The following is a 23188-nucleotide window of genomic DNA, read 5'->3' as shown; positions in this document are numbered from 1 at the left end:
TGCCCCACCACCGCGCCTACGCCCACGCTCTCGCCGCCCTGCTCGAGTCCCTCGACCCTGACCAGCGACGCCACTGCCGTCATCGTCACGATGACCATGGGCCCAGCCACCTACTGTCCGAGACCTGTCGTCGCGGTGCCTCAGGGCTGGTTGAGGAACCAGCGTTGCCCGAACGGATCGCGGAAGGAGGCGACCCGCCCGGCCGGGGGCGCGTCCTCGGGGCCGCGGTCGAGGGAGGTCCCCGCGGCGACGACCCGCGCGCAGAGCCCGTCGGCGTCGGGCACCGTGAGGTGCAACGTGACCGGGAGGCCGCGGTCGCCGCGGGGCGCCTCGGCATGCAGCTCCGGGAACTCGTCCGACATCATCCAGCGGGCGCCGCCGACGGCGAGCTCGACATGACCCAGCCGGCCGTCGGGCATCTCGATGGGGTCGGCGACGATCTGCGCGCCGAGCGTGTCGACGTACCACGCGATCGCCGCGCGGGCGTCGCGGACATGGAGATAGGGGGTCAGTTCGGAGGCCATGCTCCAGGGTGCACCCTCAGGGGCGGTCGTCGTAGGGGCGGTCGTCGTAGTGGCGGACCGTGCGCTCGCGGCGCCACGGTGGCGCGACCACGAGGGAGAGGACGATCGCCAGCGCACCGGCGACGATGAGGATGGTGCCCAACAGGTCGTCGTTGACGTAGTCGATGTCCACCGTGATGACGTCGAGCGCGAGGATCAGGCCCAGGACGAGCAGGATGATGCCGAGTCCGATGTACATGCTCCGGTAGTGCCCGGAACGGGGCCGGGGATACGCCCTGGCGTGGGCTGTAACTACCTGTCCTCGCCTCCACCTGACCGGTCTACGGGTCAGGTGGCAGCATGAACAGGTAGTTACACCCCAGGTGACCGCAAACCTCAGCGCTGCGAGAAGCAGAGGAGGCAGGAGCCCGCGGCGTGCTGGATGCCGCTCTCGTGCAGGCGGGAGGCGCGCACCAGCAGGGTGTCGAGGGCGCGCTCGGAGGCGGCGATCTCCAGCATGACCTCCCCGAGGTCCACCGGGAGGCGGGATTCGGCCTCCGGTCGACGCGGGTCAGGCTCGACGATGGTCGCCTCGAGTGCGCTCATGGGTCCTCCCCGGAACTCGGGACCGAAGTCCTTGTGTCCTTCGAGGATCGGGGCAGCGGCGCGCCGGGGCAACAGGGCGGCCGAAGGTCCGGCCCATCGGCGCCGACCGCTGGTCCGTTCGGGCCATCGGGCCGGGACCGGCCGTCCTCACTGCAGCGCGGCGGTCAGCCGGGCGACGTTGTCGACGTACTTCGCGCCGGGGGAGCGCTCGCTCCACGCCGCGAGCGTCAGCTCCTTCGACAGGGAGCGGTAGGCGTCCTCGATGCGGCGCATCTTCGCGACCACGGCGGGGTCCGGCATCATCAGCGACACCTCGTAGTTGAGGGCGAACGAGCGCATGTCCATGTTGCTGGAGCCCACCACGGCGACGTGGTCGTCGATGGTGAAGTGCTTCGAGTGGAGGATGTACGGCGCCGGGTACTGGTAGATCCGCACGCCGGCCTCGAGCAGTGCCTTGTAGTACGACGCCTGCGCATGCCCGACGAGGAACTGGTCGGACACCTCGCTCACGAACAGCTCGACGTCGATCCCGCGCTCGGCGGCGGTGGTGACGGCGTAGAGGAGCGACTCGTCCGGCACGAAGTACGGCGAGGTGAGCGAGATCCGCTCCGTCGCGGCGTAGAGCAGCGTGGTGAACATCCGCAGGTTGTTCTCCGCCACGAGGCCGGGCCCGCTCGGCACCACCTGACACGGGACGTCGAAGACCTCCTCGGGGCGCCGGTCGGGCTCGCCATGGACGGCGACGAGGTCGACCACCTGCCCGGTCTCCACGTACCAGTCGGAGGCGAACACGGCGTTGAGGGCTCCGACGACCGGACCCTCCAGGCGCACCATCAGCTCGACCCACTCGCGTCCGAGCCGCTGGTTGGCGGGCTTGTTGTAGCAGGGCTCGGTGAGGTTCAGCGACCCGGTGAAGCCGACACTGCCGTCGACGACCAGGATCTTGCGGTGGTTGCGCAGGTCCGGGCGGCGGAACCGGCCCCGGAGCGGCTTGATCGGCAGCATCGGGTGCCACGCGATGGACGTGCCGCGCAGCCGCCTGACCATCGACCGGTAGCCGGGGATCCGCCGCGAGCCGATGTGGTCGAAGAGCAGGCGCACGTCGACGCCACGCTCGGTGGCGCGGATCAGTGCCTGGAAGACCGGGTCGGTGACGTCGTCCCAGGCGGTGATGTAGAACTGCACGTGCACATGGCTGCGTGCGCGGTCGATCTCCCGCGCCATCTCCGCCATGAGCGCGCGGTAGTCGGACCACAGCTCGACCTCGTTGCCACCCGTGATCGGGAGTGCGCCGAGGCGCTCGTTCAGGGTGGTCACCCCGGCCACCGGGCGAGGCAGCCGCGCGGTGTCGAACGCCAGGGGCAGCCGCTCGCTGCGCTCGCGGATGGCGGCGATCGCCGTGCGCTGGCGCTTGATCCGGCGGGTGCCCAGCCTGATCCGGCCGAAGAGCAGGAAGATCGAGAACCCGATGATCGGCTCGATCAGGATCAGCAGCAGCCAGGCCATCCCGGTCGACGGCTTGCGGTTGCCGGGGATGATCCCGAGCGCTGCGAGTCGCAGCACCATGTCGAGGCCGAAGACGATCCAGCCGAGGGTCGACGTCGGAACCAGCCAGTTCATGAGGGAACCCTAGGGTGCGGCAGGGATGAAGAACGACAGCCCGGAAACTTCGCGCCAACGGCGGCGCGACGCCGCCGGCTTTCGGGCCATGAGCATGGAATCCTGACCGCATGACGCCCCCAGAACCCGGTTTGCTCGGCCGTGTCGCCGGCGCCGTCACCGGCAAGGTCGTCGACGCGATGCCGGTCGAGGAGATCCTCGAGCAGGTCGACGTCGACGCGCTGCTCGACCGGGTCGACGTCAACCACCTGCTCGACCGGGTCGACGTCAACCACCTGCTCGACCGGGTCGATGTCGACCGCCTCCTGGACCGGGTCGACGTCGACCGGCTGCTCGCGCGCGCCGACGTCGAGGCGCTCGTCCAGCGGGCCGGCATCCCCGACATCGTCGCCGAGACGACGGGCGATCTCGCGGGGCGCACCCTCGACGTCGCGCGCAGCCAGGTGGTCGGCCTCGACCGTGTCGTCGGCGGGTTCGTCGACCGGCTGCTGCGCCGGCGGGGGCCGGCGCCGCTCGGCCCGGCGCTGTTGGTGGGCGAGCGGGGGGAGCCGTGAGCCGCGCGACGGTCACCGGCCAGTACGCCGGACCGGTGAGCCGGGCCGCGGCGGTCGCTCTCGACGTGGGCGTCGTGCTGGGGTCCTACTCGCTCGGGGTGGGCATCCTCGGCTTCCTCCTCCAGGCGCTGCTCGACGTCTCGCTCGAGGAGGGCACCGGCGCCGTCGCGACGGTCGCGCTGCTGACCTGGGGTGCGGTGTACGTCGTCGCCAGCACCGCCGTGAGCGGGCGCACCGTCGGCAAGGCGGTCGTCGGTCTCAAGCTCGTGGCCCGCGACGGGCGTCCGGTCGGCCCGGGAGCGTGCCTGGTGCGGACCCTGCTCCTGCCGCTGAGCACGTCCTTCTTCGGCATCGGCGCGCTGCTCATCGTGCTGCGCCGCGACCATCGCGCGCTGCACGACCTGGTCGCGCGGACCGCGGTCGTCTACGACTGGGGCGATCGCCCGGCCCAGCTGCCGGGACCGCTGACGGCCTACCTGCGGGCGCACGACGCGGCCTCCTGACCGCCTTCCGCTCACCGGAAGCGGCGCCTTGCGCCGTCCGGTGCGGGCACGGTTGGCTGCGGACGTGCTGCCGCAACTCACGCCGACGCGCAACGACCTCGGCCGCGACGTCACCGTCCACCTGCCGCCGGCGGCCGGTCTGCGCGGCGTCTACGCGCTGGACGAGGCGCACCGCGCGATCTGGGAGCGCGCGGTGCCCCATCTGCGGGTCCGTGACAACGACGCGCACACGATCTACGCCTACGGCCTCGGTCGCGCGCTGCTCGACCTGACGCCGGGGGCGGACCCCGACGTGGTGCTGCCGGCGATCCTGCTCCACGACACCGGCTGGTCGCAGGTGCCGGAGCCGGAGATCCTCGAGGCGATCGCGCCCGGCGGCGGTCGCCCGGACCTCGTGCTGCGGCACGAGCGGGAGGGCGCGCGGATCGCGCGGGAGGTGCTGTCCGACATCGGGTGGGACGCCGGCCGGAGCGAGCGGATCGTCGCGATCGTCGATGGCCACGACAGCCGGCGCGAGGCGATCTCGCTGGACGACGCCCTGATGAAGGACGCCGACAAGCTGTGGCGGCTCACCCCCCACGGCGTCGACACGGTGATGAACTGGTTCGGCCTCACCCGCGACGAGGCGCACCGGCTGATCGCGAGCCGGGTGCACGACCACCTGCTCACCGAACCCGGCCGGGTCCTCGCGCTCGGACTGGCCGCCGTGGCCTCGATCGACGCGGCGCCCGAGCGGGTCGCGCTGGCGTAGCCTCGGGCCGTGGCGACGGGCGACGGGGGCGGCGAGGATCGCGGTGGCGCCGCCGGGCGGACCGTCACCTCCAAGGTGCTCGCGCTGCTCGCCGCGTTCGAGACCGGCCCGAGCGCCCAGTCGCTGAGCGAGCTCGCCGCCCACGCCGACGTACCGCTGCCGACGGCGCACCGGCTCGCCGGTGAGCTCGTCGCCTGGGGTGCGCTGGAGCGCACCCCCGAGGGTCGCTACGTCGTCGGGCTGCGCCTGTGGGAGGTCGCGCAGCACGCCGGCCGCCAGATCCGCGACGCCGCGCGCCCGTACCTCCAAGACCTCTTCTCGCTCACCCAGGAGACCGCCCACCTCGCGATCCGCGAAGGTCACGAGGCGCTCTACATCGACCGGATCTACGGCAGCAAGCGGGTCCCGCGCGCCAGCCGGGTCGGCGGCCGGCTGCCGCTGCACGCGACCGCCGTCGGCAAGGTGCTGCTCGCCTACGAGGACCGCTGGCTGCAGGAGGCGTACGTCGCCGAGCGGCTCGATGCCGTCACCACGCGCACCCACGTCCACCCGCAGCGGCTGCTGGAGGAGCTCGCCGCCATCCGGGAGCGGGGGTTCGCCACGACCTACGAGGAGGTGCGCGTCGGGAGCTGCTCGGTGGCGGTGCCGGTGCTCACGCCCGACGGCCGCGCCCCGGCGTCGATCGGGCTCGTCATGCACTCCGCGCAGGCCGACCAGATGCCCCGCCACCTGCCCACCCTGCGGGGGATCGCGGCGCGGATCGCCCCGTCGGTGAGCCGTTGGGCAGGGCCCGGAGCCGCCGGCCCGCGCTGATCTGCCACGCCGCCGCGACCGACTTCCGTTCACCGGAAGTCGGCCATTGTGACCGGCCCTGCCGCGGGCCAAGGTTGACCTGTGACCGGCACCACGCGGCCCGCCCGGTCCACCACCTCCCAGAAGGGTGCGAGATGACCACCACGCACGACTCCCGGCCGGCCGCCGGGTGCCCCGTCGCCCACGGCGACGCGGACGACCACCACGGCTACCAGCCGTTCGCGATGGACGACCCGTTCCCGGCGTATGCCGCCCTGCGCGCCGAGGCACCGGTCATGTACGACGAGCGCGTCGGCTACTGGGTCGTCAGCCGCTACGAGGACGTCAAGGCGGTCTTCGAGGACTGGGAGACCTTCAGCAGCGAGAACGCGCAGGCGCCGGTGCGCGAGCGCGGTCCCGAGGCCCGCCGGATCATGGAGGAGGGCGGCTTCACGGCGTACTCCGGCCTGTCGGCGCGGGTGCCCCCCGAGCACACCCGGATCCGCAAGGTGACCGCGAAGGCGTTCACCCCGCGGCGCTACAAGGCCCTGGAGCCGGCGATCCGCGCCCACGTCGTCGACCTGCTGACGGCGATGCGCGAGCACCCCGACCGGGTCGGCGACATCGTCCGCGACCTCGCCTACGACGTCCCGACGGTCACCATCCTCACCCTGATCGGCGCCGACACCGGCCAGGTCGACCTGTTCAAGAAGTGGTCGGACTCGCGGGCCGCGATGACCTGGGGCGACCTGTCCGACGAGGAGCAGGTGCCGCACGCGCACAACCTGGTCGACTACTGGACCGAGTGCCGGCGGCTGGTCGCCGAGGCCCACGCCGAGGAGCGGGACTCGCTCGTCGGCGACCTGGTCCGCGCCCAGGCCGAGGGCGACCCGATCACCGACCACGAGATCGCCTCGATCTGCTACAGCCTGCTCTTCGCCGGCCACGAGACCACCACGACGCTGATCTCCAACGCCGTGCGGATGCTGCTGGCCCACCCCGACCAGTGGCAGCGGGTCGTCGACGACCCGAGCCTGATCGCCGGTGCGGTCGACGAGGTGCTGCGGATCAGCCCCTCGATCGTGGGCTGGCGGCGCAAGGCGCTGCGGGACACCACCGTCGGCGGCGTCGAGATCCCGGCGGGCGGCGAGCTGCTCCTGCTGATGGGCTCGGCCAACCGCGACGAGACCCGCTTCGCGGACGCCGACGCCTTCGACGTCACCCGAGCCAACGCCCGCGAGCACCTCGCCTTCGGGTTCGGCATCCACTACTGCCTCGGCAACATGCTGGCGAAGCTGCAGGCCAAGGTCTGCCTCGAGGAGATCGCCCGGCTCGCACCGGACCTGCGCCTCGTCGACGCCGACGCCATCCGGTTCGGCGACAACCTGTCCTTCCGCGCGCCGGTCGCGGTCCCCGTCACGTGGGGCGCGTCCCCCGAGGAGGAGCGGCGATGACCGACCGCTACGTCCAGTTCTTCGACGCCGGCGAGCCTGCCGAGCACGACCTGCTCGGCGGCAAGTGCGCCTCGCTGGTCACCATGACCGCCGCGGGCATGCCCGTCCCGCCGGGCTTCGCGGTCACCACCGCGGCGTACGACGCCTTCGTGCGCGATTCCGGGATCGCCGACCGGATCCACGAGCTGCTCGCGGGGCTCGACCCCGACGACATCGTCCGCGTCGACGAGATGTCGGCGCGGATCCGCGGGCTGCTGTTGGACTGCCCCGTCCCCGAGGCCGTCCGGGCGGCGACCCACGGCGCGTACGACGAGCTGGTCGCCCGGATCGGCGCGGACGTGCCGGTCGCGGTGAGGTCCTCGGCGACCGCCGAGGACCTGCCCGACGCCAGCTTCGCCGGCCAGCAGGACACCTACCTGTGGCTGCGCGGCTGGGACGAGGTCCGCGACCACGTCCGCCGCTGCTGGGCGTCGGTCTACACCAGCCGGGCGATCCTCTACCGGCTCAAGAACGGCATCCCCGACGAGGGCCTGTCGATGGCCGTCGCGGTGCAGAAGATGGTCAACGCCCGCGTCGCCGGCGTGGCGATCACGCTGAACCCGACGACCGGCGACCGCTCGAAGATCGCCATCGACGCGTCCTACGGCGTCGGGGAGATGGTCGTCTCCGGCCAGGTGACGCCCGACAACCTGCTGCTCGACAAGGTCATGCTCAGCGTCGTCGCCGAGCACCGCGGCGACAAGCACGCCGAGCTGGTCCCCGACGTCGCCACGGGACGGCTCGTCGAGCGTGAGGTCGAGGCGGACCGGCGCGACCGGCTCTGCCTGGCCCACGACGAGCTCGTCGCCGTCGCGCAGCTCGCGAAGCGCGCCGAGAAGCACTACGGATGCCCGCAGGACATCGAGTGGGCCTTCGACCGCGACCTGCCGGCGGGGGAGAACCTCCTGCTGCTCCAGGCGCGCCCCGAGACCGTCCACTCGGTCGCGGCCACCACCGCCGCGGCCCCCACGAACACCACCCCTGCCTCGGGCGGGATGACCGGCTTCATGTCCGGCCTCACCAGCTCTCTGACCCCAAGGAACCCCTGATGACCGTCACCGACCCCACCCCGGGCACCGCCCCCGCGATGAAGTCCTTCCCCAAGCCCTCCCAGCTGCCCGTCCCCGACGGCGCCGAGGGCTGGGAGAAGCTCTACCCCTACCACCTGGTCTTCCAGAACCTCAGCGGTGCCGAGGACGAGAAGTTCTGGTTCTGCGACAGCCAGCACTGGCCGACGGTCTTCAAGCCGTTCGAGACCATCGGCGGCGAGTTCGCCGTGAAGTGCCTGGGGCAGTACAACACCCGGCACCTGTTGATCCCGCCCGCCAACGGCATCGAGTTCAAGATCCACCTCGGCTACCTCTACATGTCGCCCGTCCCGGTCCCGGAGGACCAGATCCCGGCGCGGGTGCCGGAGTTCGAGCGCCGCGCCGGCCACTACTTCCAGAACTGGAACGAGCTCCTCGAGTCCTGGCGGGTGAAGGTCCGCGGCACCATCGACGAGATGGAGGCGCTGCGCTTCGAGCCGCTGCCCGACATGGTGCCCTTCGACGACATCGTCGCCGGTGTCGCGAAGGACGGCTCCGAGGTCCTCATGGAGAACTACGACCGGCTGATCCAGCTGTGCTACCAGAACTGGCAGTACCACTTCGAGTTCCTCAACCTCGGCTATCTGGCGTACCTCGACTTCTTCGGCTTCTGCAAGGAGGCCTTCCCCGGCATCCCCGACCAGGCGATCGCGAAGATGGTCCAGGGCGTCGACATGGAGCTGTTCCGCCCCGACGACGAGCTGAAGCGGCTCGCCACGCTCGCCGTCGAGAAGGGTCTGCAGGCCGCCTTCGCCGACACCGACGACGTGGCGGGCACGCTCGCCCGCGTCGGGGCCGGCGACTGCGGCGCGGAGTGGCTGGCGGCGTACGAGGCGGCGCAGGACCCGTGGTTCAACTTCACCGTCGGCAACGGCTTCTACGGTCACGACAAGTACTGGCTCGAGCACCAGGAGATCCCGCTCGGCTACATCAAGGACTACATCCGCCGCCTCGACGAGGGGCAGCAGATCATGCGGCCGGTCGCGGAGCTGACCGCGGAGAAGGAGCGGATCGTCGCGGAGTACCGCGACCTGCTCGACGGCGACGCGCTCGCGGCCTTCGACGCCAAGCGAGGACTGGCCGCGACGGCCTACCCGTACGTCGAGAACCACAACTTCTACATCGAGCACTGGACCATGGGCGTCTTCTGGCGCAAGGTCCGCGAGCTCGGCCGGGTCTTCGCCGCCGCCGGCTTCTGGGCCGACGAGTCCGACCTGCTCTACCTCAACCGGGGCGAGGTCCGCGACGCGATCTTCGACCTGGTCACCGGCTGGGCGGTGGGCGCCGAGGCGACCGGTCCGCACTACTGGCCGGCCGAGATCGAGCGCCGCCGGAGGATCTTCGAGGCGCTCGCCACCCAGCGCCCGCAGCCGGCGCTCAACACGCCGCCGGCCGAGATCACCGAGCCGTTCACGATGATGCTCTACGGCATCACGACCGAGCAGGTGCAGCAGTGGCTGGCCGGCGACGACGAGGGCGACGACGGCGTCATCACCGGCATGGCGGCCTCGCCCGGCGTCGTCGAGGGCATCGCGCGGGTCGTGCACAGCGCCGACCAGCTCGGCGAGGTGGAGCAGGACGAGATCCTCGTCGCCACCATCACCGCTCCGTCGTGGGGCCCGATCTTCGGCAGGATCAAGGCGACCGTCACCGACATCGGCGGGATGATGAGCCACGCCGCCATCGTGTGCCGCGAGTACGGCCTCCCGGCGGTCACCGGCACCGGCAGCGCGTCGACGACGATCCGGACCGGCCAGCGGATCCGGGTCGACGGCGGCACCGGTCGCGTCGAGATCCTGGACTGACGCCGTGCCCGACTCGAGGAGCGACGAGGGCCGCGGTCGCACCGTGCTCGTCACGGGTGCCGCCGGCGGTCTGGGCCGGGCCTTCGCCCTGGGCTTCGCCGCGCGTGGCTACCGGGTGGCGGTCGCCGACATCGACGAGGCCGGCGCCGCGGAGACCGCGAAGCTCGTCGTCGGCGCGGGCGCCGAGGCCTGGCACGGCCCGGTCGACGTCACCTCGGCCTCCTCGACCGCAGCCCTCGCGGAGGCGGTCGCGGAGTTCGGGGACGGCCGGATCGACGTCCTGGTCAACAACGCCGCGATCTACGGCACGGTCACCCGCTCGCCGCTCGAGGAGATCGACCCCGCCGAGTGGGACCTGGTGATGGGCGTCAATCTCAAGGGCCCGTGGCTGATGGTCCGCGCGTGCAGCCCGTACCTGCCGCAGGGCGGGCGGGTGGTCAACCTGTCGTCGGCCACCGTCTACAGCGGATCGGAGAACTGGCTGCACTACGTCGCCTCGAAGGGGGGCGTCATCGCCCTGACCCGGGTGATGGCCAAGGAGCTGGGCCGCCGCTCGATCAACGTCAACGCGATCGCCCCCGGGTTCACCCTCACCGACGCCAGCCTCGGGCTGATGGACGACGCCGCGTCGTACGGCGTCGACCGCGGTGCCCTGCGCCGCGCCAGCCGGCCCGACGACATCGTCGGCGTCGCCCTCTTCCTCGCCGGCCCCGACGCCGGCTTCGTCACCGGCCAGACCGTCGTCGTCGACGGCGGCCGCCAGTTCATCTGAGACCAGGAGCACCCGATGCCCACGATCACCTACACCGACGCCGCCGGCGAGGCACGCGCTGTCGAGGCCAATGTCGGCGACTCCGTGATGGAGACCGCCGTCCGCAACGGGGTCCCCGGGATCGTCGCCGAGTGCGGCGGGTCGCTGTCCTGCGCGACCTGCCACGTCTTCGTCGACGAGGCCGACTTCGCGAAGCTCCCGCCGATGGAGGAGGTGGAGGACGAGATGCTGTGGGGCGCCGCCGTCGACCGGCAGGACACCTCGCGCCTGTGCTGCCAGATCAGGGTCACCGACGGCATGGACCTGCACGTGACCACGCCGGAGACGCAGGTCTGAGTCATGTCACGCACCGATCCCGGTCTGCTGATCGTCGGCTCCTCCCAGGCGGGGGTGCAGCTCGCGGTGTCGCTGCGGGCCCTCGGCTACGAGCCGCCGATCACGCTCCTGGGCGACGAGAACCACCGTCCCTACCAGCGTCCGGCGCTGTCGAAGGAGTTCCTGCAGGGCGCGATCACCAAGGAGTCGCTGATCTACCGCACCCAGGAGTACTGGGACGAGCGCCGGATCCGCGTCGTGCCGAACGAGCGGATCGTCCGCATCGACAAGCGGGACGACGGCAGCGGCGTCGCGCACGCCATGTCCGGCGCCGAGATCCCGTTCGACCGGCTCGCCCTCACCGTCGGCGCCCGCGCCCGGCGGCTGCTGCTGGACGGTGTCGACCTCCCCGGCGTGCTCTACCTGCGCAACGCCGACGACGCCCTGGAGCTCAAGGCCCGGGTGCCGATGGTCGAGGACGTCGTCGTCATCGGCGGTGGGTTCATCGGCATCGAGGCCGCGGCCAGCCTCAACAAGATGGGCCGCCGGGTGACCCTGCTGGAGGCCGGCCCGCGGCTGGTCGGGCGCGCGGTCGGGACCGAGACGTCGTCGTACCTGCTGGCGCACCACCGGGAGCGCGGCGTCGACGTCGTCCTCGACGCGGAGGTGCGCCGCATCGTCGGCTCCGGCGACCGGGTCGCCGGCGTCGAGCTCGCCGACGGTCGCGTGATCCCGGCCGACCTGGTGCTGATCGGGGTGGGCGTGATCCCCAACACCGAGCTCGCCGAGTCGATCGGGCTGGAGTGCGACAACGGGATCCGGGTCGACGCCCACGCACTGGCATCCGACGGCGTCACCGTCGCGGTGGGCGACGTCGCCAACCTGCCGAACCCGGTGCCGGGTGCCCCCGAGGGCGACCGGATCCGCTTCGAGAGCGTCAACAACGCGGTGGAGCAGGCGAAGGTGGCGGCGTACGCGATCGTCGGGCGACCGGAGGAGTACGCCGGCGTCCCGTGGTTCTGGTCGAACCAGGCCGACCTCAAGCTCCAGATCGCCGGCCTGTCCGCGGGACACGACCGCACCGTCGTGCGCAGCGATCCGGCCCGGTGCAGGCACTCCGTCCTCTACTACCGCGGCGACCGGATCCTGGCCGCCGACTGTGTCAACGCGCCGCTGGACTTCATGGCCGTGAAGGCGGCGATCGGGTCCGGTGCGCGGATCCCGCCCGACGAGGCCGCCGACCCGGCCGTCCAGCTCAAGTCGATCACCAGGCCGCTCGCGCCGGTGAGCACGAGGGAGAAGTCATGATCCACGCACTGCCACCGACGCCCGTGCCGCCGTCCGGTCCGGTCGACACCTCGCCGATCTCGCTGACCCCCGCGGCCGGCGCGGACCTCGACCCGGTGTGGCGTTCGGTCGTCCCCGAGACCCGCGCGCGCAGCAACGACATCCACCTGCCGATCTCGCTGGCCTACGCCGAGCGGCTGTGCCGCGCGTACCCGGAGGCCCACGCCGAGCTGGTCCGGGTGGCGATCCTGCTGCACGACACCGGGTGGGGCCGGGTGGACGAGAGCCGGATCATCTCCGAGGGGTTCACCGGCGACTGGCGCAAGGCGGAGATCCGCTTCGAGCACGAGCGCCAGGGCTGCCTCATCGCGCGGGAGGTCCTGCCGCCGCTGGGCTACACCGAGGAGTTCGTCGCCGCGGTGTGCGCGATCGTCGACGGCCACGACACCCGCAAGGAGGCCTACTCCCTGGAGGACGCCCTCGTCCGCGACGCCGACCGGCTGTGGCGCTTCGACCATGCCGGGATCGCGCTCGCGTCGGGCTGGTTCGGGCTCGACCCGGCGACGTACTGCGACCGGCTCGCGCGCGAGATCGTGCCCGAGCTGCTCACCGAGGCGGCGATCGCCATGGCGAACGCCGACCTGACCCGCTCGAACCGGCTGCTCAGGACCGACGTCCTGCGGGAGGAGGCCCCGTGACCGAGCCCGCCGCGACCGTCCGGGCGGCCGATGCGGCGAGCGAGGCACGTCGTTCGCTCGACCTGCCCTGGACGCACGTCGACGACCTCTACGTCGACGGAGTCTGGCGGCCCGCCCGGGGGAGCGGCCGCCTGCCCGTGGTGGACCCGGCGACGGAGGAGAGCTGGGGCTCGGTGCCCGACGCGGCGCCCGAGGACGTCGCGGACGCGATGGCCGCCGCCGTGCGTGCCTTCCGGGCGGGGCCCTGGCCGGCCCTGTCGCCGAGCGAGCGGGCCGCGCACCTGCTGCGGATGGCCGACGAGCTGGACGAGCGGGCCGAGCCCCTGTCCCGGACCATCACCCGGGAGAACGGCTCGCCCGTCGCCGAGACCTCCGGCGCCGCCGCCAACGCCGCCGGGATCCTGCGCCATGTCGCCTCCCTCGCCCCGTGGCTCGAGGCCGAGGACGTGCGGGCGTTCCCGGCAGGCGGCGCCGAGACCGTCGTCCGGCGCGACCCGGTCGGGCCGTGCGTGCTGATCGCACCCTGGAACTTCCCGATCAACCTGATGGTCGTCAAGCTGGCCCCCGCGCTGCTCGCGGGCTGCACGGTCGTGCTGAAGCCGGCGGAGTCGACGCCGCTGTCGATCCGGTTCGTGGTCGCGGCCGCCGAGGCCGCGGGCATCCCGCCGGGCGTCGTCAACCTGGTCACCGGCGGGGCAGCCGTCGGCGAGGCGCTGGTGCGCCACCCCGACACCGCGAAGGTCGCCTTCACCGGATCGACCCCGGTGGGGAGGCGGATCGGCGCCACCTGCGGCGAGCTGCTCAAGCCCGTGACCCTCGAGCTCGGCGGCAAGTCGTCGGCGATCGTGCTGGAGGACGCCGACCTCGACGCGATGGCCCGGGTGCTGGTGCGGTCGTCGATGCGCAACACCGGCCAGACCTGCTACATCTCCACGCGGATCCTGGCCCCCGCCTCGCGCTACGACGAGGTCGTGGAGACGGTGACGGCGACGATCGCGGCGGGCAGGCTGGGCGACCCTCTCGACCCCGACACGGTCTTCGGGCCGCTCGCGACCCGGGCGCAGCGCGACGTGGTCGTGGGCTTCCTGGAGGGCGCCGCCGCCGAGGGCGCCCGGGTCACCACGGGTGGCGCCGCGGTCGAGGGGCCCGGCTACTTCGTGCAGCCGACCGTCCTCGCCGACGTCACGCCGGCCATGACGGTGGCGCGCGAGGAGGTCTTCGGCCCGGTCGTCTGCGTCCTGCCCTACGAGACCCTCGACGAGGCGGTCGCGCTCGCCAACGACACGGACTTCGGCCTCGGCGGCCTGGTCTTCTCCGCCTCCCCGGAGCGCGCGCTCGAGGTCGCCGAGCGGATGGACACCGGCTCGGTCGGCCTCAACTTCTTCGCCTCCAACCACGCCGCTCCCTTCGGGGGGCGCCACGACTCCGGCCTCGGCGTCGAGTACGGCGTGGAGGGGCTCTCGGCCTACCTGACGTTCAAGTCGATCCACCGGCGGGTCTGAGCGCGTCCTACGCGGTCCTCGGCGGACGGAGGAGCGTAGGTTGTGCCCATGAGCGGGCGGAGCGAGGCGGCGCGGTCCCGCCGCGAGGGCGATGGCCGGGGGCGTTTCGAGCGGTTCGTCGAGGTCGTCCACCGGCTGGTGAGCGCCGCGCCGTTCTTCTACGTGATCGTGGCGGTGCTGGTCGTCTGGGCGGCGAGCATGCCGCTGTGGTCGTCGGCGACGAAGTGGGAGCTCGCGCTGCACACGGGCTCCTCGGTGCTCTCGTTGCTGCTGCTCGTACTGCTCCAGAACGCCGGCCGCCGGTCGGAGGAGGCGTCGCAGGAGAAGCTGAACGTCATCGCCGAGGCGCTCTCGGACCTGATGGCGTCCCGCGCCCGCGCCGACGAGGACCTGGAGGAGTCGGTGCGCAAGCTGCGCCAGGCCGTCGGCCTGGAGGGGCGCCACTGACGCGTCGCGCGCCCCGGATCAGCCCAGGGACCGCCCGATGCCCTGGGCCGCGACCTGGAGGCCGGCGACCAGGCGCGCCCGGTCGCGCTTGAGCGAGGGGACCACGACGCCGAGCGCGGCGACCACGCGGCTCCCGGCCAGCACGGGGACCGCGACCGAGCAGGCGCCGAGGGTCATCTCCTCGACGGTCGTGGCGTAGCCGTCGCGGCGCACCCGGTCGAGCTGCTCGCGCAGACGCGCCGGCTGGGTGATCGTGTACGGCGTGACCCGGGTCAGCCGGGCCAGCGCGTCCGTCGCGACGTCGTCGGGAGCGTGCGCGAGCAGCACCTTGCCGACCCCGGTGGCGTGCAGCGGGAGCCGCGAGCCGACGGTGCTCACGACCGGCACCGAGGCGCGCCCGGAGAGGCGCTCGAGGTAGAGCACCTCGGTCCCCTCGCGCACGGCCAGGTGCACGGTCGCGCGGGTGGTGGCGTGGAGGTCGTTCATGAACGGGGCGGCGACCTCGCGCAGCCCGGTCTCGACGGGCGCGAGCAGGCCGACCTGCCACAGCCGGCGCCCGACGACGTACTCCCCGTCGGTGCGCCGCACGAGGGCGCCGCCCGCGACCAGCTCGGCGACGAGCCGGTGCGCGGTGGGCAGCGGCAGGCCGGCGCGCCGGGCGAGCTCGGAGAGGGTGAGCCGGCGGTGGGCGTCGTCGAAGGAGAACAACAGCGCGAGGCTGCGGGACACCACGGTCGCGCCCGGGACGGAGGTGTTGCCGGCCATCGCCACCCCTTTCGCTGAGTGGAAGAAGGCTATCGCGCCGGGCCCGGCCGCGGCCCTAGCGTGGGCACGTGACCACGACCACTGCCCCCACCGCGGCCGCGCCGCCGCCGATGGACTCCCAGGAGCGGCTCACCGCGGAGATCACCGAGGCGCACGCCGCCACGGCGCCGGGTGCCGCACAGCCGCGGATCGACTTCTCGCCGTACCGCAGCTCGGTGCTGCGCCACCCCACCAAGGACCCGCGCCACGCCGACCCCGAGGGCGTCGAACTGGTCGCCCCGGTCTTCGGGCACTCCGACGTCGACCCGGTCGAGGCCGACCTCACGATCCAGCACGGCGGCGAGCCGATCGGCGAGCGCATGTTGCTCACCGGTCGGGTCCTCGACGGCGACGGTCGTCCCGTCCGCCACCAGCTGGTCGAGATCTGGCAGGCCAACGCGGGTGGTCGCTACATCCACAAGCGCGACCAGCATCCCGCGCCGATCGACCCGAACTTCACCGGGGTCGGGCGCTGCCTGACCGACGGCGACGGGACCTACCGCTTCACCACGATCAAGCCGGGCCCCTATCCGTGGCGCAACCATCTCAACGCCTGGCGGCCCGCCCACATCCACTTCTCGCTGTTCGGCACCGAGTTCACCCAACGGCTGATCACCCAGATGTACTTCCCGGGCGACCCGCTCTTCGCGCTCGACCCGATCTACCAGTCGATCACCGACCAGGGCGTCCGCGACCGGCTGGTGGCGACCTACGACCACGACCTGACCACCCACGAGTGGGCGACCGGCTACCGCTGGGACATCGTGCTGACCGGCACCCACGCGACCCCGCTGGAGCGTGACGACCGATGACCACGCCGACGGAGACCCTCGCGCCCACGCCGGGACAGACCATCGGGCCGTTCTTCCACGACGCCCTGCCCTACGCCGGCGACAGCCTTCTCGTGCCGCCGGGATCGGCGGGCGCGGTCCGCCTCCACGGCACCGTGTACGACGGCAGCGGGGCGCCGGTCCCCGACGCGCTGATCGAGATCCGCCAGGCCGATCCGGCGGGCCGATCGCCGCGCAGCGAGGGCTCCCTGCGGCGCGACGGCCGGTTCACCGGCTGGGGCCGGGCGGCGACCGACGCGTCCGGGCGCTATGCGTTCACGACCGTCGAGCCGTCGGGCGTCGACGGGGGAGCGGCGTTCTTCGCCGTGGTCGTCTTCGCCCGGGGGCTGCTGGACCGGCTGTTCACGCGGGCCTACCTGCCGGGGGAGACCGACCCGTTCCTCTCCGGCCTGCCCGAGGCCGACGCCGCGACGCTGCGGGCCGCGCGCGAGCCCGACGGCAGCCTGCGCTTCGACATCCACCTGCAGGGCGACCGGGAGACGGTCTTCCTGCGCTACCCGCGGCACGACGGATGAGCGGCCTGCTCCGGCCCGGCGCGCACCGGGCCGCGGGGGTCGCCGACGACGCGGCGGTCCTGGCCGCGCTGCTCCGGGTGGAGTCGGCCTGGGCGCGCGCGCTCGTGGCCGCGGGCATCGCGACCGAGGCGGAGGCGGCGCAGGTCGCCGCGGCCGCAGCCGGGCTCGACGTCGACCTGCCGGCGCTCGCGGCCGCGTCCGAGGCGGCCGGCAATCCCGTCGTACCGCTGGTCGCGCTGCTCCGCGACGCCGCCGGCGACGCCGCCGGAGCCGTGCACCGCGGCCTGACCAGCCAGGACGTCGTCGACACGGCGCTGGTCCTGCTCGCCCGCGACGCGGTCGCCCTAGTGCGCGCCGACCTGGTGGCCGCGGGCGACGCGCTCGCGACCCTCGCTCGCGCGCACCGCGACGACGTCGCCGTCGCGCGGACCCTCACCCAGTGGGCCGTGCCGACCACCTTCGGCCTGCGCGCGGCGCAATGGCTGGCGGGGGTGGACGACGCCCTCGCCGGGCTGGACCGACTCGTCCTCCCGCTCCAGTACGGCGGGGCCGCGGGCACGCGCGCCCTGCTGGGCGATCTGGCCGGGCCCGGCGCCGTCGCCGCGCCCGCCGCCCTGGCCGCCGCTCTCGACCTCGACGGGACGGACCTGCCCTGGCACACCCGTCGTGCCGCGGTCACCGCGATCGGCGACGCGCTCACGACGGTCACCGACGCCCTGGGCGTCGTCGCCGGCGACGTGCTGCTGCTGGGCCGCCCCGAGATCGCCGAGACCCGCGAGGGCGCGGTCGCGGGGCGAGGCGGCTCCTCGACGATGCCGCACAAGCAGAACCCGGTCCTCGCCGTGCTCGTCCGCGCCGCCGCCCGGCAGGCGCCCGGTCTCGCCGCCCAGCTGCACCTCGCCGCCGCGGACGCCGTCGACGAGCGCCCCGACGGTGCCTGGCACGCCGAATGGCCCGTCCTGACGCGGCTGCTGGAGATCGCGGTCACCGCGGCGAGCCAGGCCGCCGAGCTCGTCGCGGGCCTGCGGGTCGACACCGGCGCGATGGCGGCGCGGGCCGACCTCGCGACGGCGACCGGAGCGCTGGACGGCCGGGGCGGTGTGGGCGAGGCCGGCCGCCTCGTCGACCTCGCCCTCGCCCGCTGGGAGGAGACCCGTGGTTGACCTGACCTTCGCGCAGCTGTCCGGCGCCGAGGGCACGCCCGGCGCCGAGCGCGTCCTCGTGGTCGGCCCGTCGCTCGGCACCGGCGTCGCCGACCTCTGGCGCCGCTGTGTCGCGCTGCTGCCGTCGTCCTGTCAGGTCGTGGGGTGGGATCTCCCCGGCCACGGCGCCGGCACGCCCACCACGACGGCCTTCACCGTCGACGACCTCGCCGGCGAGGTGCGCGAGCGTGCGGGCGCGATCGCGGCCGGGCGCCCGGTCGCCTACGCCGGTGTCTCGTTCGGGGGAGCCGTCGGCTTCGCGATCGCCGCCGACCCGGGGCCCTTCGGTGCCGTCGTCACGCTCGCGTCCGCGCCGCGGATCGGTACGCCGGAGGGCTGGCACGAGCGGGCGGCGTACGTCCGCACGGCGGGGACCGCCGCGATGGTCGAGGGCTCGGCGGCCCGTTGGTTCGCGCCCGGCTTCCTCGACCGCGACCCCGCCACGGGCAGCGGCCTGCTCCTCGCGCTGCAGGACGTCGACGACGAGTCGTACGCGCTGGCGTGTGAGGCCTTGGCGTCCTACGACGTCCGCGACCGCATCGCCGCCCGGGACGCGACGAGCGTCCCCCTGCGGGTGGCCGGCGGCGCCGCGGACGTCGTCGTCCCCGCCGACGGGATGGATGTCGTCCTCGACGGGGTCGCGCACCTGCCGCCCGCCGAGGACCCCGCCGCCACCGCCGACCTGATCGCCACGTTCCTGGAGGCCCACCGATGACCCACGACGATCCCCACGCCGATCCCTACGACGCCGGCATGAAGGTGCGCCGCGAGGTGCTCGGCGACGCGCACGTCGACCGCGCCCAGGCGGCCACCACCCCGTTCACCGAGGACTTCCAGGCCCTCATCACCCGCTTCGCGTGGGGCAGCGTCTGGACCCGGCCCGGACTCGACCGGAGGACCCGCTCGGTCGCGGTGCTCACCGCACTGATCGCGCTCGGCCACTGGGAGGAGCTCGCCATGCACGTCCGTGCCGCCCGCACCAACGGGCTCAGCGACGCCGAGATCGCCGAGGTGATCCTGCAGGCCGGCATCTACTGCGGCGTCCCCGCCGCCAACCACGCCTTCGCCGTCGCGAAGGGCGTCCTCGAGGAGCTGGACCGATGAGCGCCGCCGTGACCACGACCGGCACCGACGTCGCCATCGTCGGCGCCGGACCCGCCGGCCTCATGCTCGCGCACCTGCTGCAGCGGGCCGGGATCTCCTCGGTGGCGATCGACATCCGCGAGCGCGAGGAGATCGAGAACACCCACCGTGCCGGGATCCTGGAGCAGGACAGCGTCCGGCTGCTCACCGAGTCGGGCGTCTCCGACCGGGTGCTGCGCGACGGCTACCGGCACGCCGGCATCGACCTGGCCTTCGGCGGCGGCGGCCACCGGATCGACTTCGAGGCCCTGACCGGAGCCGCGGTCCAGCTCTATCCGCAGACCGATGTGTTCATCGACCTCGCCGACGCACGGCACCGCGACGGGGGCGACGTGCGGTTCGGTGTGAGCGAGGTGTCGGTCGCCGACCTCACCGGCGACCGGCCACTGATGAGGTTCACCGACGCGTCCGGCGTACGCCACGAGGTCGCGGCTCGGGTCCTGGTGGGGGCCGACGGCTCGCGCGGCATCTGCCGTCACGAGTTCCCGGAGGCGCGGCGGCGGCAGTACTTCCGCGAGTACCCCTTCGCCTGGTTCGGCATCCTCTGCGCCGCGCCCCCGAGCAGCGAGGAGCTGATCTACAGCCACTCCGACCGGGGCTTCGCGCTGATCAGCCAGCGCACCGAGACCCTGCAGCGGATGTACTTCCAGTGCGATCCGGGCGAGGACGTCGGGGACTGGCCCGACGACCGGATCTGGGAGGAGCTGCAGGCCCGGGTCGGCGCCAACGGCTACGTCCTCAAGGAGGGGCCGGTCACCTCCAAGACGGTCCTGCCCTTCCGCAGCTTCGTCCAGGAGCCGATGCGCCACGGCAACCTCGTGCTCGCCGGCGACGCCGCGCACACCGTCCCGCCGACCGGTGCCAAGGGCCTCAACCTCGCGCTGGCCGACGTCAAGGTGCTCGCCGAGGAGCTCGAGCTGCACCTGCGGGGCGACACCGCCGCGCTCGACCGGTACGCCGAGCGGGCGCTGCGGCGGGTCTGGAAGGCGCAGCACTTCTCCTACTGGATGACCACGATGCTGCACCGGCTGCCCGAGGCGAGCGACTTCGACGTCCGTCGCCAGGTCGGCGAGCTGACCTCGGTCGTCTCCTCGACGGCCGGGTCCACCTACCTCGCGGAGGGCTACACCGGCTGGCCGTCCTGAGCGGGGTCAGCGGCTGAGGAGACGGCGGAGGAACCCGCCGCCGGGCGGCTCGTCGTGCCCGCCGCACCACTGGTCGGCGGGCACCCGCGCCTTCACGAGGCGATGTGCTGGCCGCACCCGGCCCAGGTCGTCCCGCCGCACCTGCGGCAGCGCACCGGACGGCACACGGCTCAGGCCTCCGCCGTCGCTGCGGCGGGATCGAGGGCGTCGGCGAACGAGCAGAAGGCGTCGTACGCCCGAGCTCCGTGGATGGTCGCCGGACCGCCGTGCATCAAGAAGGTGACGCCGATCGCCTCGGCGGCCCCCTGCTTCGTGGCTCCGGCGCGGGCGGCGGCCTGGGCGTGGGAGGCGATGCAGCCGTCGCAGCCTTCGACGACGCCGATCGCCAGTGCGATCAGCTCCTTGGTGCGCTGGTCGAGCGCACCGTCGGCGAAGGCGGCCTTCGAGAGCGCTCCGAAGCCGGTGTAGACGTCGGGGATGGCCCGGCGCAGCCGGCGGTGCAGGGGCGAGAGCTCGTCGAGGACGGGCTTGGCGTGGGGTGAGTCGGTCATGGTGGTTCCTCTCGTTGCAACGGGCGGGGAGCTCAGTCGTGGGCGAAGGTGATGGGGGGCAGGAGCCGGCGCAGCCAGGCCGGTGCGGCCCAGGCGGCGCGGCCGGAGAGCCGGAGCAGGACCGGCAGCAGGACCAGGCGGACCAGGAAGGCGTCGAGCAGGACGGCGACGCCCAGGATCACGCCCATCTCCTTGGGCGGCAGCGGCCCGGACAGGGCGAAGGTGAAGAACACCGCCACCATGACGCCGCCGGCCGCGAAGATCACCCGCCCGGAGTGGGCGACCGCGCCGACCATCGCCTCGTGGGCGTCGCCGGACCTCTCCCAGTGCTCCTTGGCCGAGGCCAGCAGGAACACGGTGTAGTCCATCGCGATCGCGAAGATCATCGCGAAGAAGAACACCGGCGCCCAGGCGTCCAGGAAGCCCTGGTGCTCGAAGCCGAGCAGGCCGGAGCCGTGGCCGTCCTGGAACAGCAGCCGCGCGACGCCGAAGGCCGCGGCCGTCGACAGCAGGCTGGCGAGCGTGCCGAGCAGCGAGATCAGCGGCGCCTGCAGGGCGACCAGCAGGAGCAGGAACCCGAGCAGCAGCACGACGCCGATCACCAGCGGGGTGGACCGCCGGAGCTGGTCGGTCAGGTCGACGTTCTCCACCGCGGCGCCGCCGACGAGCGCGGACGACGGCAGGTCCGCGCGCAACCGGTCGATCGTCTCGGGCAGGGCCGGGTCGGACGGGTCGACGGTCGGCACCGCCTGGATCATCGCGAGGTCGCTGCCGTCGGTCGCGGGCATCGGCGGCAGCACGGCCTGGATGCCGGCGTCGTCGGTGAGGACGGCGGCCGCCGTACTCGCGTCGGATCGGTCGACGACGATCTGCACCATGCCCGGCGCACCCGGGCCGAAGGCGTCCTTGACCTGCTCGTAGCCCACGCGCGCGCTGGCGTCCTCAGGCAGTACCTTGATCGACGGCATCCCGGTCTTCAGGCCGGCGATCGGCGCGGCGAGGACCAGCAGGACGACGGTCGCGCCGACGCCCCAGGCCACCGGACGGCGCCACAGGTGGGCGCCCCAGCGGGCGAAGACGGGGGAGCGGTGCTCGCCGACCTTGACCCAGGGCAGCGCGAACCGGTTGATCCGGTCGTCGAGCTTGAACAGCACGAGCGGCAGCAGGGTCAGCGTCGCGGCGAGCACGAAGACGACCGAGATCATGATCCCGCCGGCCATCGAGCGGAACGACGGGGATGGCACCAGGAGCACGGCGGACAGCGACACCAGGACGGTCGCGCCCGAGAGCAGGACGGCCTTGCCTGCCGTGTCCATGGTCTCCGCGATGGCCTGCTGCACGGAGCCGTGCTGGCCCATCCGTGCGGCGCGGTAGCGGACGACGAGGAAGAGCGCGTAGTCGATGCCCAGCGCGAGGGCGAACATCATCGCGAAGTTCATGGCCCAGATGGAGACGGGCACGAGCTCGTTGACCAGCACCAGCGAGCCGGCCGACGCGACGAGTCCGGCGAGCGTCAGCAGCAACGGCAGGCCGGCGGCCACGAGGGCGCCGAACGCCAGGACCAGGATCGCCAGGGTCACCGGCCAGGACATCATCTCCGAGGTCAGCATCGCGTCGAGGTTGGCCTCGTTGAAGTCCGACCAGAGCAGCGACGAGCCGGTCGGGTTGACCTGCACCGTGCCGGTCGACAGGTCCTGCAGCTCCTCCTTGAGGTCGGTCGCGACCCGGACCATCTCGTTGGTGTCGGCACCGGCGCCGCCCAGCACGACCGCCGTCCGGCCGTCGGGGGAGAGGCTCGCACCCGGCATCGGGGGCACCACCTCGGCGATCCGCGGCTCGGCCTCGAGCGCCCGGGTGACCTCCGCGAGGACCCGCGCGCCGTCGCCTTGGTCCAGCGGGCCGTCGGTGCTGTGCACGACGACCTGGATCGCGTGGCTCGCGTTGCCGGCGAAGTGCTCCTGCGCCAGGTCGCGGACGGCCACCGACTCCGAGCCGTCGGCCTGCCAGCCGGCCCCCGACAGATTCCGCTCGACCGCCGGAGCGAAGATCCCGAGCCCGATGACGAGCGCGATCCAGGCGACGCCGACGACGCGGCGATGCTCGGTCACCCAGACCCCGAGGCGACCGAGTGGCCCCGGCCGCCAGGTGTGCGGAGCCGCCTTCGGTGCGGCGGGTGTCGTCTGCGCCACGGCGGCGCCTCCTTTCGAGATATCCCCCCGGGGGGTTATGCTCGGACGGTAG

The 23188-nt window shown here is 73.0% G+C and carries 26 protein-coding genes and 1 pseudogene; 19 read left to right on the top strand and 8 right to left on the bottom strand.

Features of this window, described 5'->3' with window-relative positions; translation table 11 throughout:
- Nucleotides 1-140: 140 nt before the first annotated feature.
- The 4 genes from ACPZVR_RS05665 to cls form a co-directional block, all read right to left on the bottom strand.
- A complete protein-coding gene (locus tag ACPZVR_RS05665; protein ID WP_436698597.1) occupies nucleotides 141-524 on the bottom strand; it encodes a VOC family protein in 384 nt (127 codons plus the stop codon).
- A 16-nt stretch (nucleotides 525-540) separates the two neighbouring features.
- On the bottom strand, nucleotides 541-762 hold the full coding sequence (locus ACPZVR_RS05660; protein WP_436698596.1) for a DUF6458 family protein: 222 nt from the start codon (nucleotides 760-762) through the stop codon (nucleotides 541-543).
- Nucleotides 763-899: 137 nt separating this feature from the next.
- A complete protein-coding gene (locus ACPZVR_RS05655) occupies nucleotides 900-1109 on the bottom strand; it encodes a hypothetical protein (protein ID WP_436698595.1) in 210 nt (69 codons plus the stop codon).
- Between the two features lie 147 nt (nucleotides 1110-1256).
- The gene (cls, locus tag ACPZVR_RS05650; RefSeq protein WP_436698594.1) at nucleotides 1257-2729 is read right to left on the bottom strand and encodes a cardiolipin synthase; all 1473 of its coding nucleotides are present in this window, start codon (nucleotides 2727-2729) and stop codon (nucleotides 1257-1259) included.
- Nucleotides 2730-2839: 110 nt separating this feature from the next.
- Here cls and ACPZVR_RS05645 point away from each other — a divergent pair, with 110 nt between their 5' ends.
- The 13 genes from ACPZVR_RS05645 (at nucleotide 2840) to ACPZVR_RS05585 (ending at nucleotide 14736) form a co-directional block, all read left to right on the top strand.
- Nucleotides 2840-3283, top strand: coding sequence for a hypothetical protein (locus ACPZVR_RS05645; protein WP_436698593.1), 444 nt, complete (start codon nucleotides 2840-2842; stop codon nucleotides 3281-3283).
- A complete protein-coding gene (locus ACPZVR_RS05640) occupies nucleotides 3280-3786 on the top strand; it encodes an RDD family protein (RefSeq protein ID WP_436698592.1) in 507 nt (168 codons plus the stop codon). The genes ACPZVR_RS05645 and ACPZVR_RS05640 overlap by 4 nt, the downstream gene beginning before the upstream one ends.
- Before the next feature lie 64 nt (nucleotides 3787-3850).
- On the top strand, nucleotides 3851-4537 hold the full coding sequence (locus ACPZVR_RS05635) for an HD domain-containing protein (protein ID WP_436698591.1): 687 nt from the start codon (nucleotides 3851-3853) through the stop codon (nucleotides 4535-4537).
- Between the two features lie 9 nt (nucleotides 4538-4546).
- Nucleotides 4547-5350: an IclR family transcriptional regulator gene (locus ACPZVR_RS05630; protein WP_436698590.1), complete on the top strand. Its 804-nt coding sequence runs from the start codon at nucleotides 4547-4549 to the stop codon at nucleotides 5348-5350.
- A gap of 134 nt (nucleotides 5351-5484) precedes the next feature.
- Nucleotides 5485-6783 (top strand): cytochrome P450, encoded by a 1299-nt coding sequence (locus ACPZVR_RS05625; protein ID WP_436698589.1) that lies wholly within the window; start codon nucleotides 5485-5487, stop codon nucleotides 6781-6783.
- Entirely contained in the window at nucleotides 6780-7871 is a 1092-nt protein-coding gene (locus ACPZVR_RS05620) for a PEP/pyruvate-binding domain-containing protein (RefSeq protein WP_436698588.1), read from the top strand. The genes ACPZVR_RS05625 and ACPZVR_RS05620 overlap by 4 nt, the downstream gene beginning before the upstream one ends.
- Nucleotides 7871-9715 (top strand): PEP-utilizing enzyme, encoded by a 1845-nt coding sequence (locus tag ACPZVR_RS05615; RefSeq protein WP_436698587.1) that lies wholly within the window; start codon nucleotides 7871-7873, stop codon nucleotides 9713-9715. Before ACPZVR_RS05620 ends, ACPZVR_RS05615 begins: the two co-directional genes overlap by 1 nt.
- Before the next feature lie 4 nt (nucleotides 9716-9719).
- Nucleotides 9720-10487 (top strand): SDR family NAD(P)-dependent oxidoreductase, encoded by a 768-nt coding sequence (locus tag ACPZVR_RS05610; RefSeq protein ID WP_436698586.1) that lies wholly within the window; start codon nucleotides 9720-9722, stop codon nucleotides 10485-10487.
- A 15-nt stretch (nucleotides 10488-10502) separates the two neighbouring features.
- Complete coding sequence (locus ACPZVR_RS05605; protein WP_436698585.1) at nucleotides 10503-10823, top strand: 2Fe-2S iron-sulfur cluster-binding protein; 321 nt, start codon at nucleotides 10503-10505, stop codon at nucleotides 10821-10823.
- Between the two features lie 3 nt (nucleotides 10824-10826).
- Nucleotides 10827-12110, top strand: coding sequence for an NAD(P)/FAD-dependent oxidoreductase (locus ACPZVR_RS05600; RefSeq protein ID WP_436698584.1), 1284 nt, complete (start codon nucleotides 10827-10829; stop codon nucleotides 12108-12110).
- Nucleotides 12107-12787: an HD domain-containing protein gene (locus tag ACPZVR_RS05595; RefSeq protein WP_436698583.1), complete on the top strand. Its 681-nt coding sequence runs from the start codon at nucleotides 12107-12109 to the stop codon at nucleotides 12785-12787. Before ACPZVR_RS05600 ends, ACPZVR_RS05595 begins: the two co-directional genes overlap by 4 nt.
- On the top strand, nucleotides 12784-14289 hold the full coding sequence (locus ACPZVR_RS05590; RefSeq protein ID WP_436698582.1) for an aldehyde dehydrogenase family protein: 1506 nt from the start codon (nucleotides 12784-12786) through the stop codon (nucleotides 14287-14289). Before ACPZVR_RS05595 ends, ACPZVR_RS05590 begins: the two co-directional genes overlap by 4 nt.
- A 48-nt stretch (nucleotides 14290-14337) precedes the next feature.
- Nucleotides 14338-14736 (top strand): low affinity iron permease family protein, encoded by a 399-nt coding sequence (locus tag ACPZVR_RS05585; protein WP_436698581.1) that lies wholly within the window; start codon nucleotides 14338-14340, stop codon nucleotides 14734-14736.
- A gap of 18 nt (nucleotides 14737-14754) precedes the next feature.
- Here the strand turns inward: ACPZVR_RS05585 and ACPZVR_RS05580 are convergent, their stop codons facing one another.
- Entirely contained in the window at nucleotides 14755-15501 is a 747-nt protein-coding gene (locus tag ACPZVR_RS05580) for an IclR family transcriptional regulator (protein ID WP_436698580.1), read from the bottom strand.
- Nucleotides 15502-15569: 68 nt separating this feature from the next.
- Between ACPZVR_RS05580 and pcaH the strand changes: the two genes are divergently transcribed.
- From pcaH to ACPZVR_RS05550, 6 genes are read left to right on the top strand one after another with little or no spacing between them, the layout of a single operon-like run.
- Entirely contained in the window at nucleotides 15570-16352 is a 783-nt protein-coding gene (pcaH, locus tag ACPZVR_RS05575; protein WP_436698579.1) for a protocatechuate 3,4-dioxygenase subunit beta, read from the top strand.
- Nucleotides 16349-16906 carry a protocatechuate 3,4-dioxygenase subunit alpha gene (gene pcaG / locus ACPZVR_RS05570; protein ID WP_436698578.1) on the top strand — a complete coding sequence of 186 codons (558 nt, stop codon included), beginning with the start codon at nucleotides 16349-16351 and terminating at the stop codon, nucleotides 16904-16906. Before pcaH ends, pcaG begins: the two co-directional genes overlap by 4 nt.
- A complete protein-coding gene (locus ACPZVR_RS05565) occupies nucleotides 16903-18069 on the top strand; it encodes a lyase family protein (RefSeq protein ID WP_436698577.1) in 1167 nt (388 codons plus the stop codon). Before pcaG ends, ACPZVR_RS05565 begins: the two co-directional genes overlap by 4 nt.
- Complete coding sequence (locus ACPZVR_RS05560) at nucleotides 18062-18823, top strand: alpha/beta fold hydrolase (protein ID WP_436698576.1); 762 nt, start codon at nucleotides 18062-18064, stop codon at nucleotides 18821-18823. The genes ACPZVR_RS05565 and ACPZVR_RS05560 overlap by 8 nt, the downstream gene beginning before the upstream one ends.
- Nucleotides 18820-19212: a 4-carboxymuconolactone decarboxylase gene (gene pcaC / locus ACPZVR_RS05555; protein ID WP_436698575.1), complete on the top strand. Its 393-nt coding sequence runs from the start codon at nucleotides 18820-18822 to the stop codon at nucleotides 19210-19212. The genes ACPZVR_RS05560 and pcaC overlap by 4 nt, the downstream gene beginning before the upstream one ends.
- Nucleotides 19209-20396: a 4-hydroxybenzoate 3-monooxygenase gene (locus ACPZVR_RS05550; RefSeq protein WP_436698574.1), complete on the top strand. Its 1188-nt coding sequence runs from the start codon at nucleotides 19209-19211 to the stop codon at nucleotides 20394-20396. Before pcaC ends, ACPZVR_RS05550 begins: the two co-directional genes overlap by 4 nt.
- Nucleotides 20397-20453: 57 nt before the next feature.
- Here ACPZVR_RS05550 and ACPZVR_RS25440 read toward each other — a convergent pair.
- The 3 genes and pseudogenes from ACPZVR_RS25440 to ACPZVR_RS05540 form a co-directional block, all read right to left on the bottom strand.
- A pseudogene (locus ACPZVR_RS25440) lies at nucleotides 20454-20563 on the bottom strand (DUF8730 family Cys-rich protein); the annotation flags it as partial.
- 3 nt (nucleotides 20564-20566) lie between these two features.
- Nucleotides 20567-20947, bottom strand: a complete 381-nt coding sequence (locus ACPZVR_RS05545) for a carboxymuconolactone decarboxylase family protein (RefSeq protein ID WP_436698573.1) — start codon at nucleotides 20945-20947, stop codon at nucleotides 20567-20569.
- Nucleotides 20948-20979: 32 nt separating this feature from the next.
- Entirely contained in the window at nucleotides 20980-23136 is a 2157-nt protein-coding gene (locus ACPZVR_RS05540; RefSeq protein ID WP_436698572.1) for an MMPL family transporter, read from the bottom strand.
- Between the last annotated feature and the right edge of the window lie 52 nt (nucleotides 23137-23188).

The sequence above is a fragment of the Nocardioides segetis genome (assembly GCF_051390595.1).
In the GTDB taxonomy this organism is placed as follows: Bacteria; Actinomycetota; Actinomycetes; order Propionibacteriales; family Nocardioidaceae; genus Nocardioides.
The sequence above is the reverse complement of the archived record's forward strand: the minus strand, read 5'-3'. Positions and strand labels throughout refer to the sequence as shown.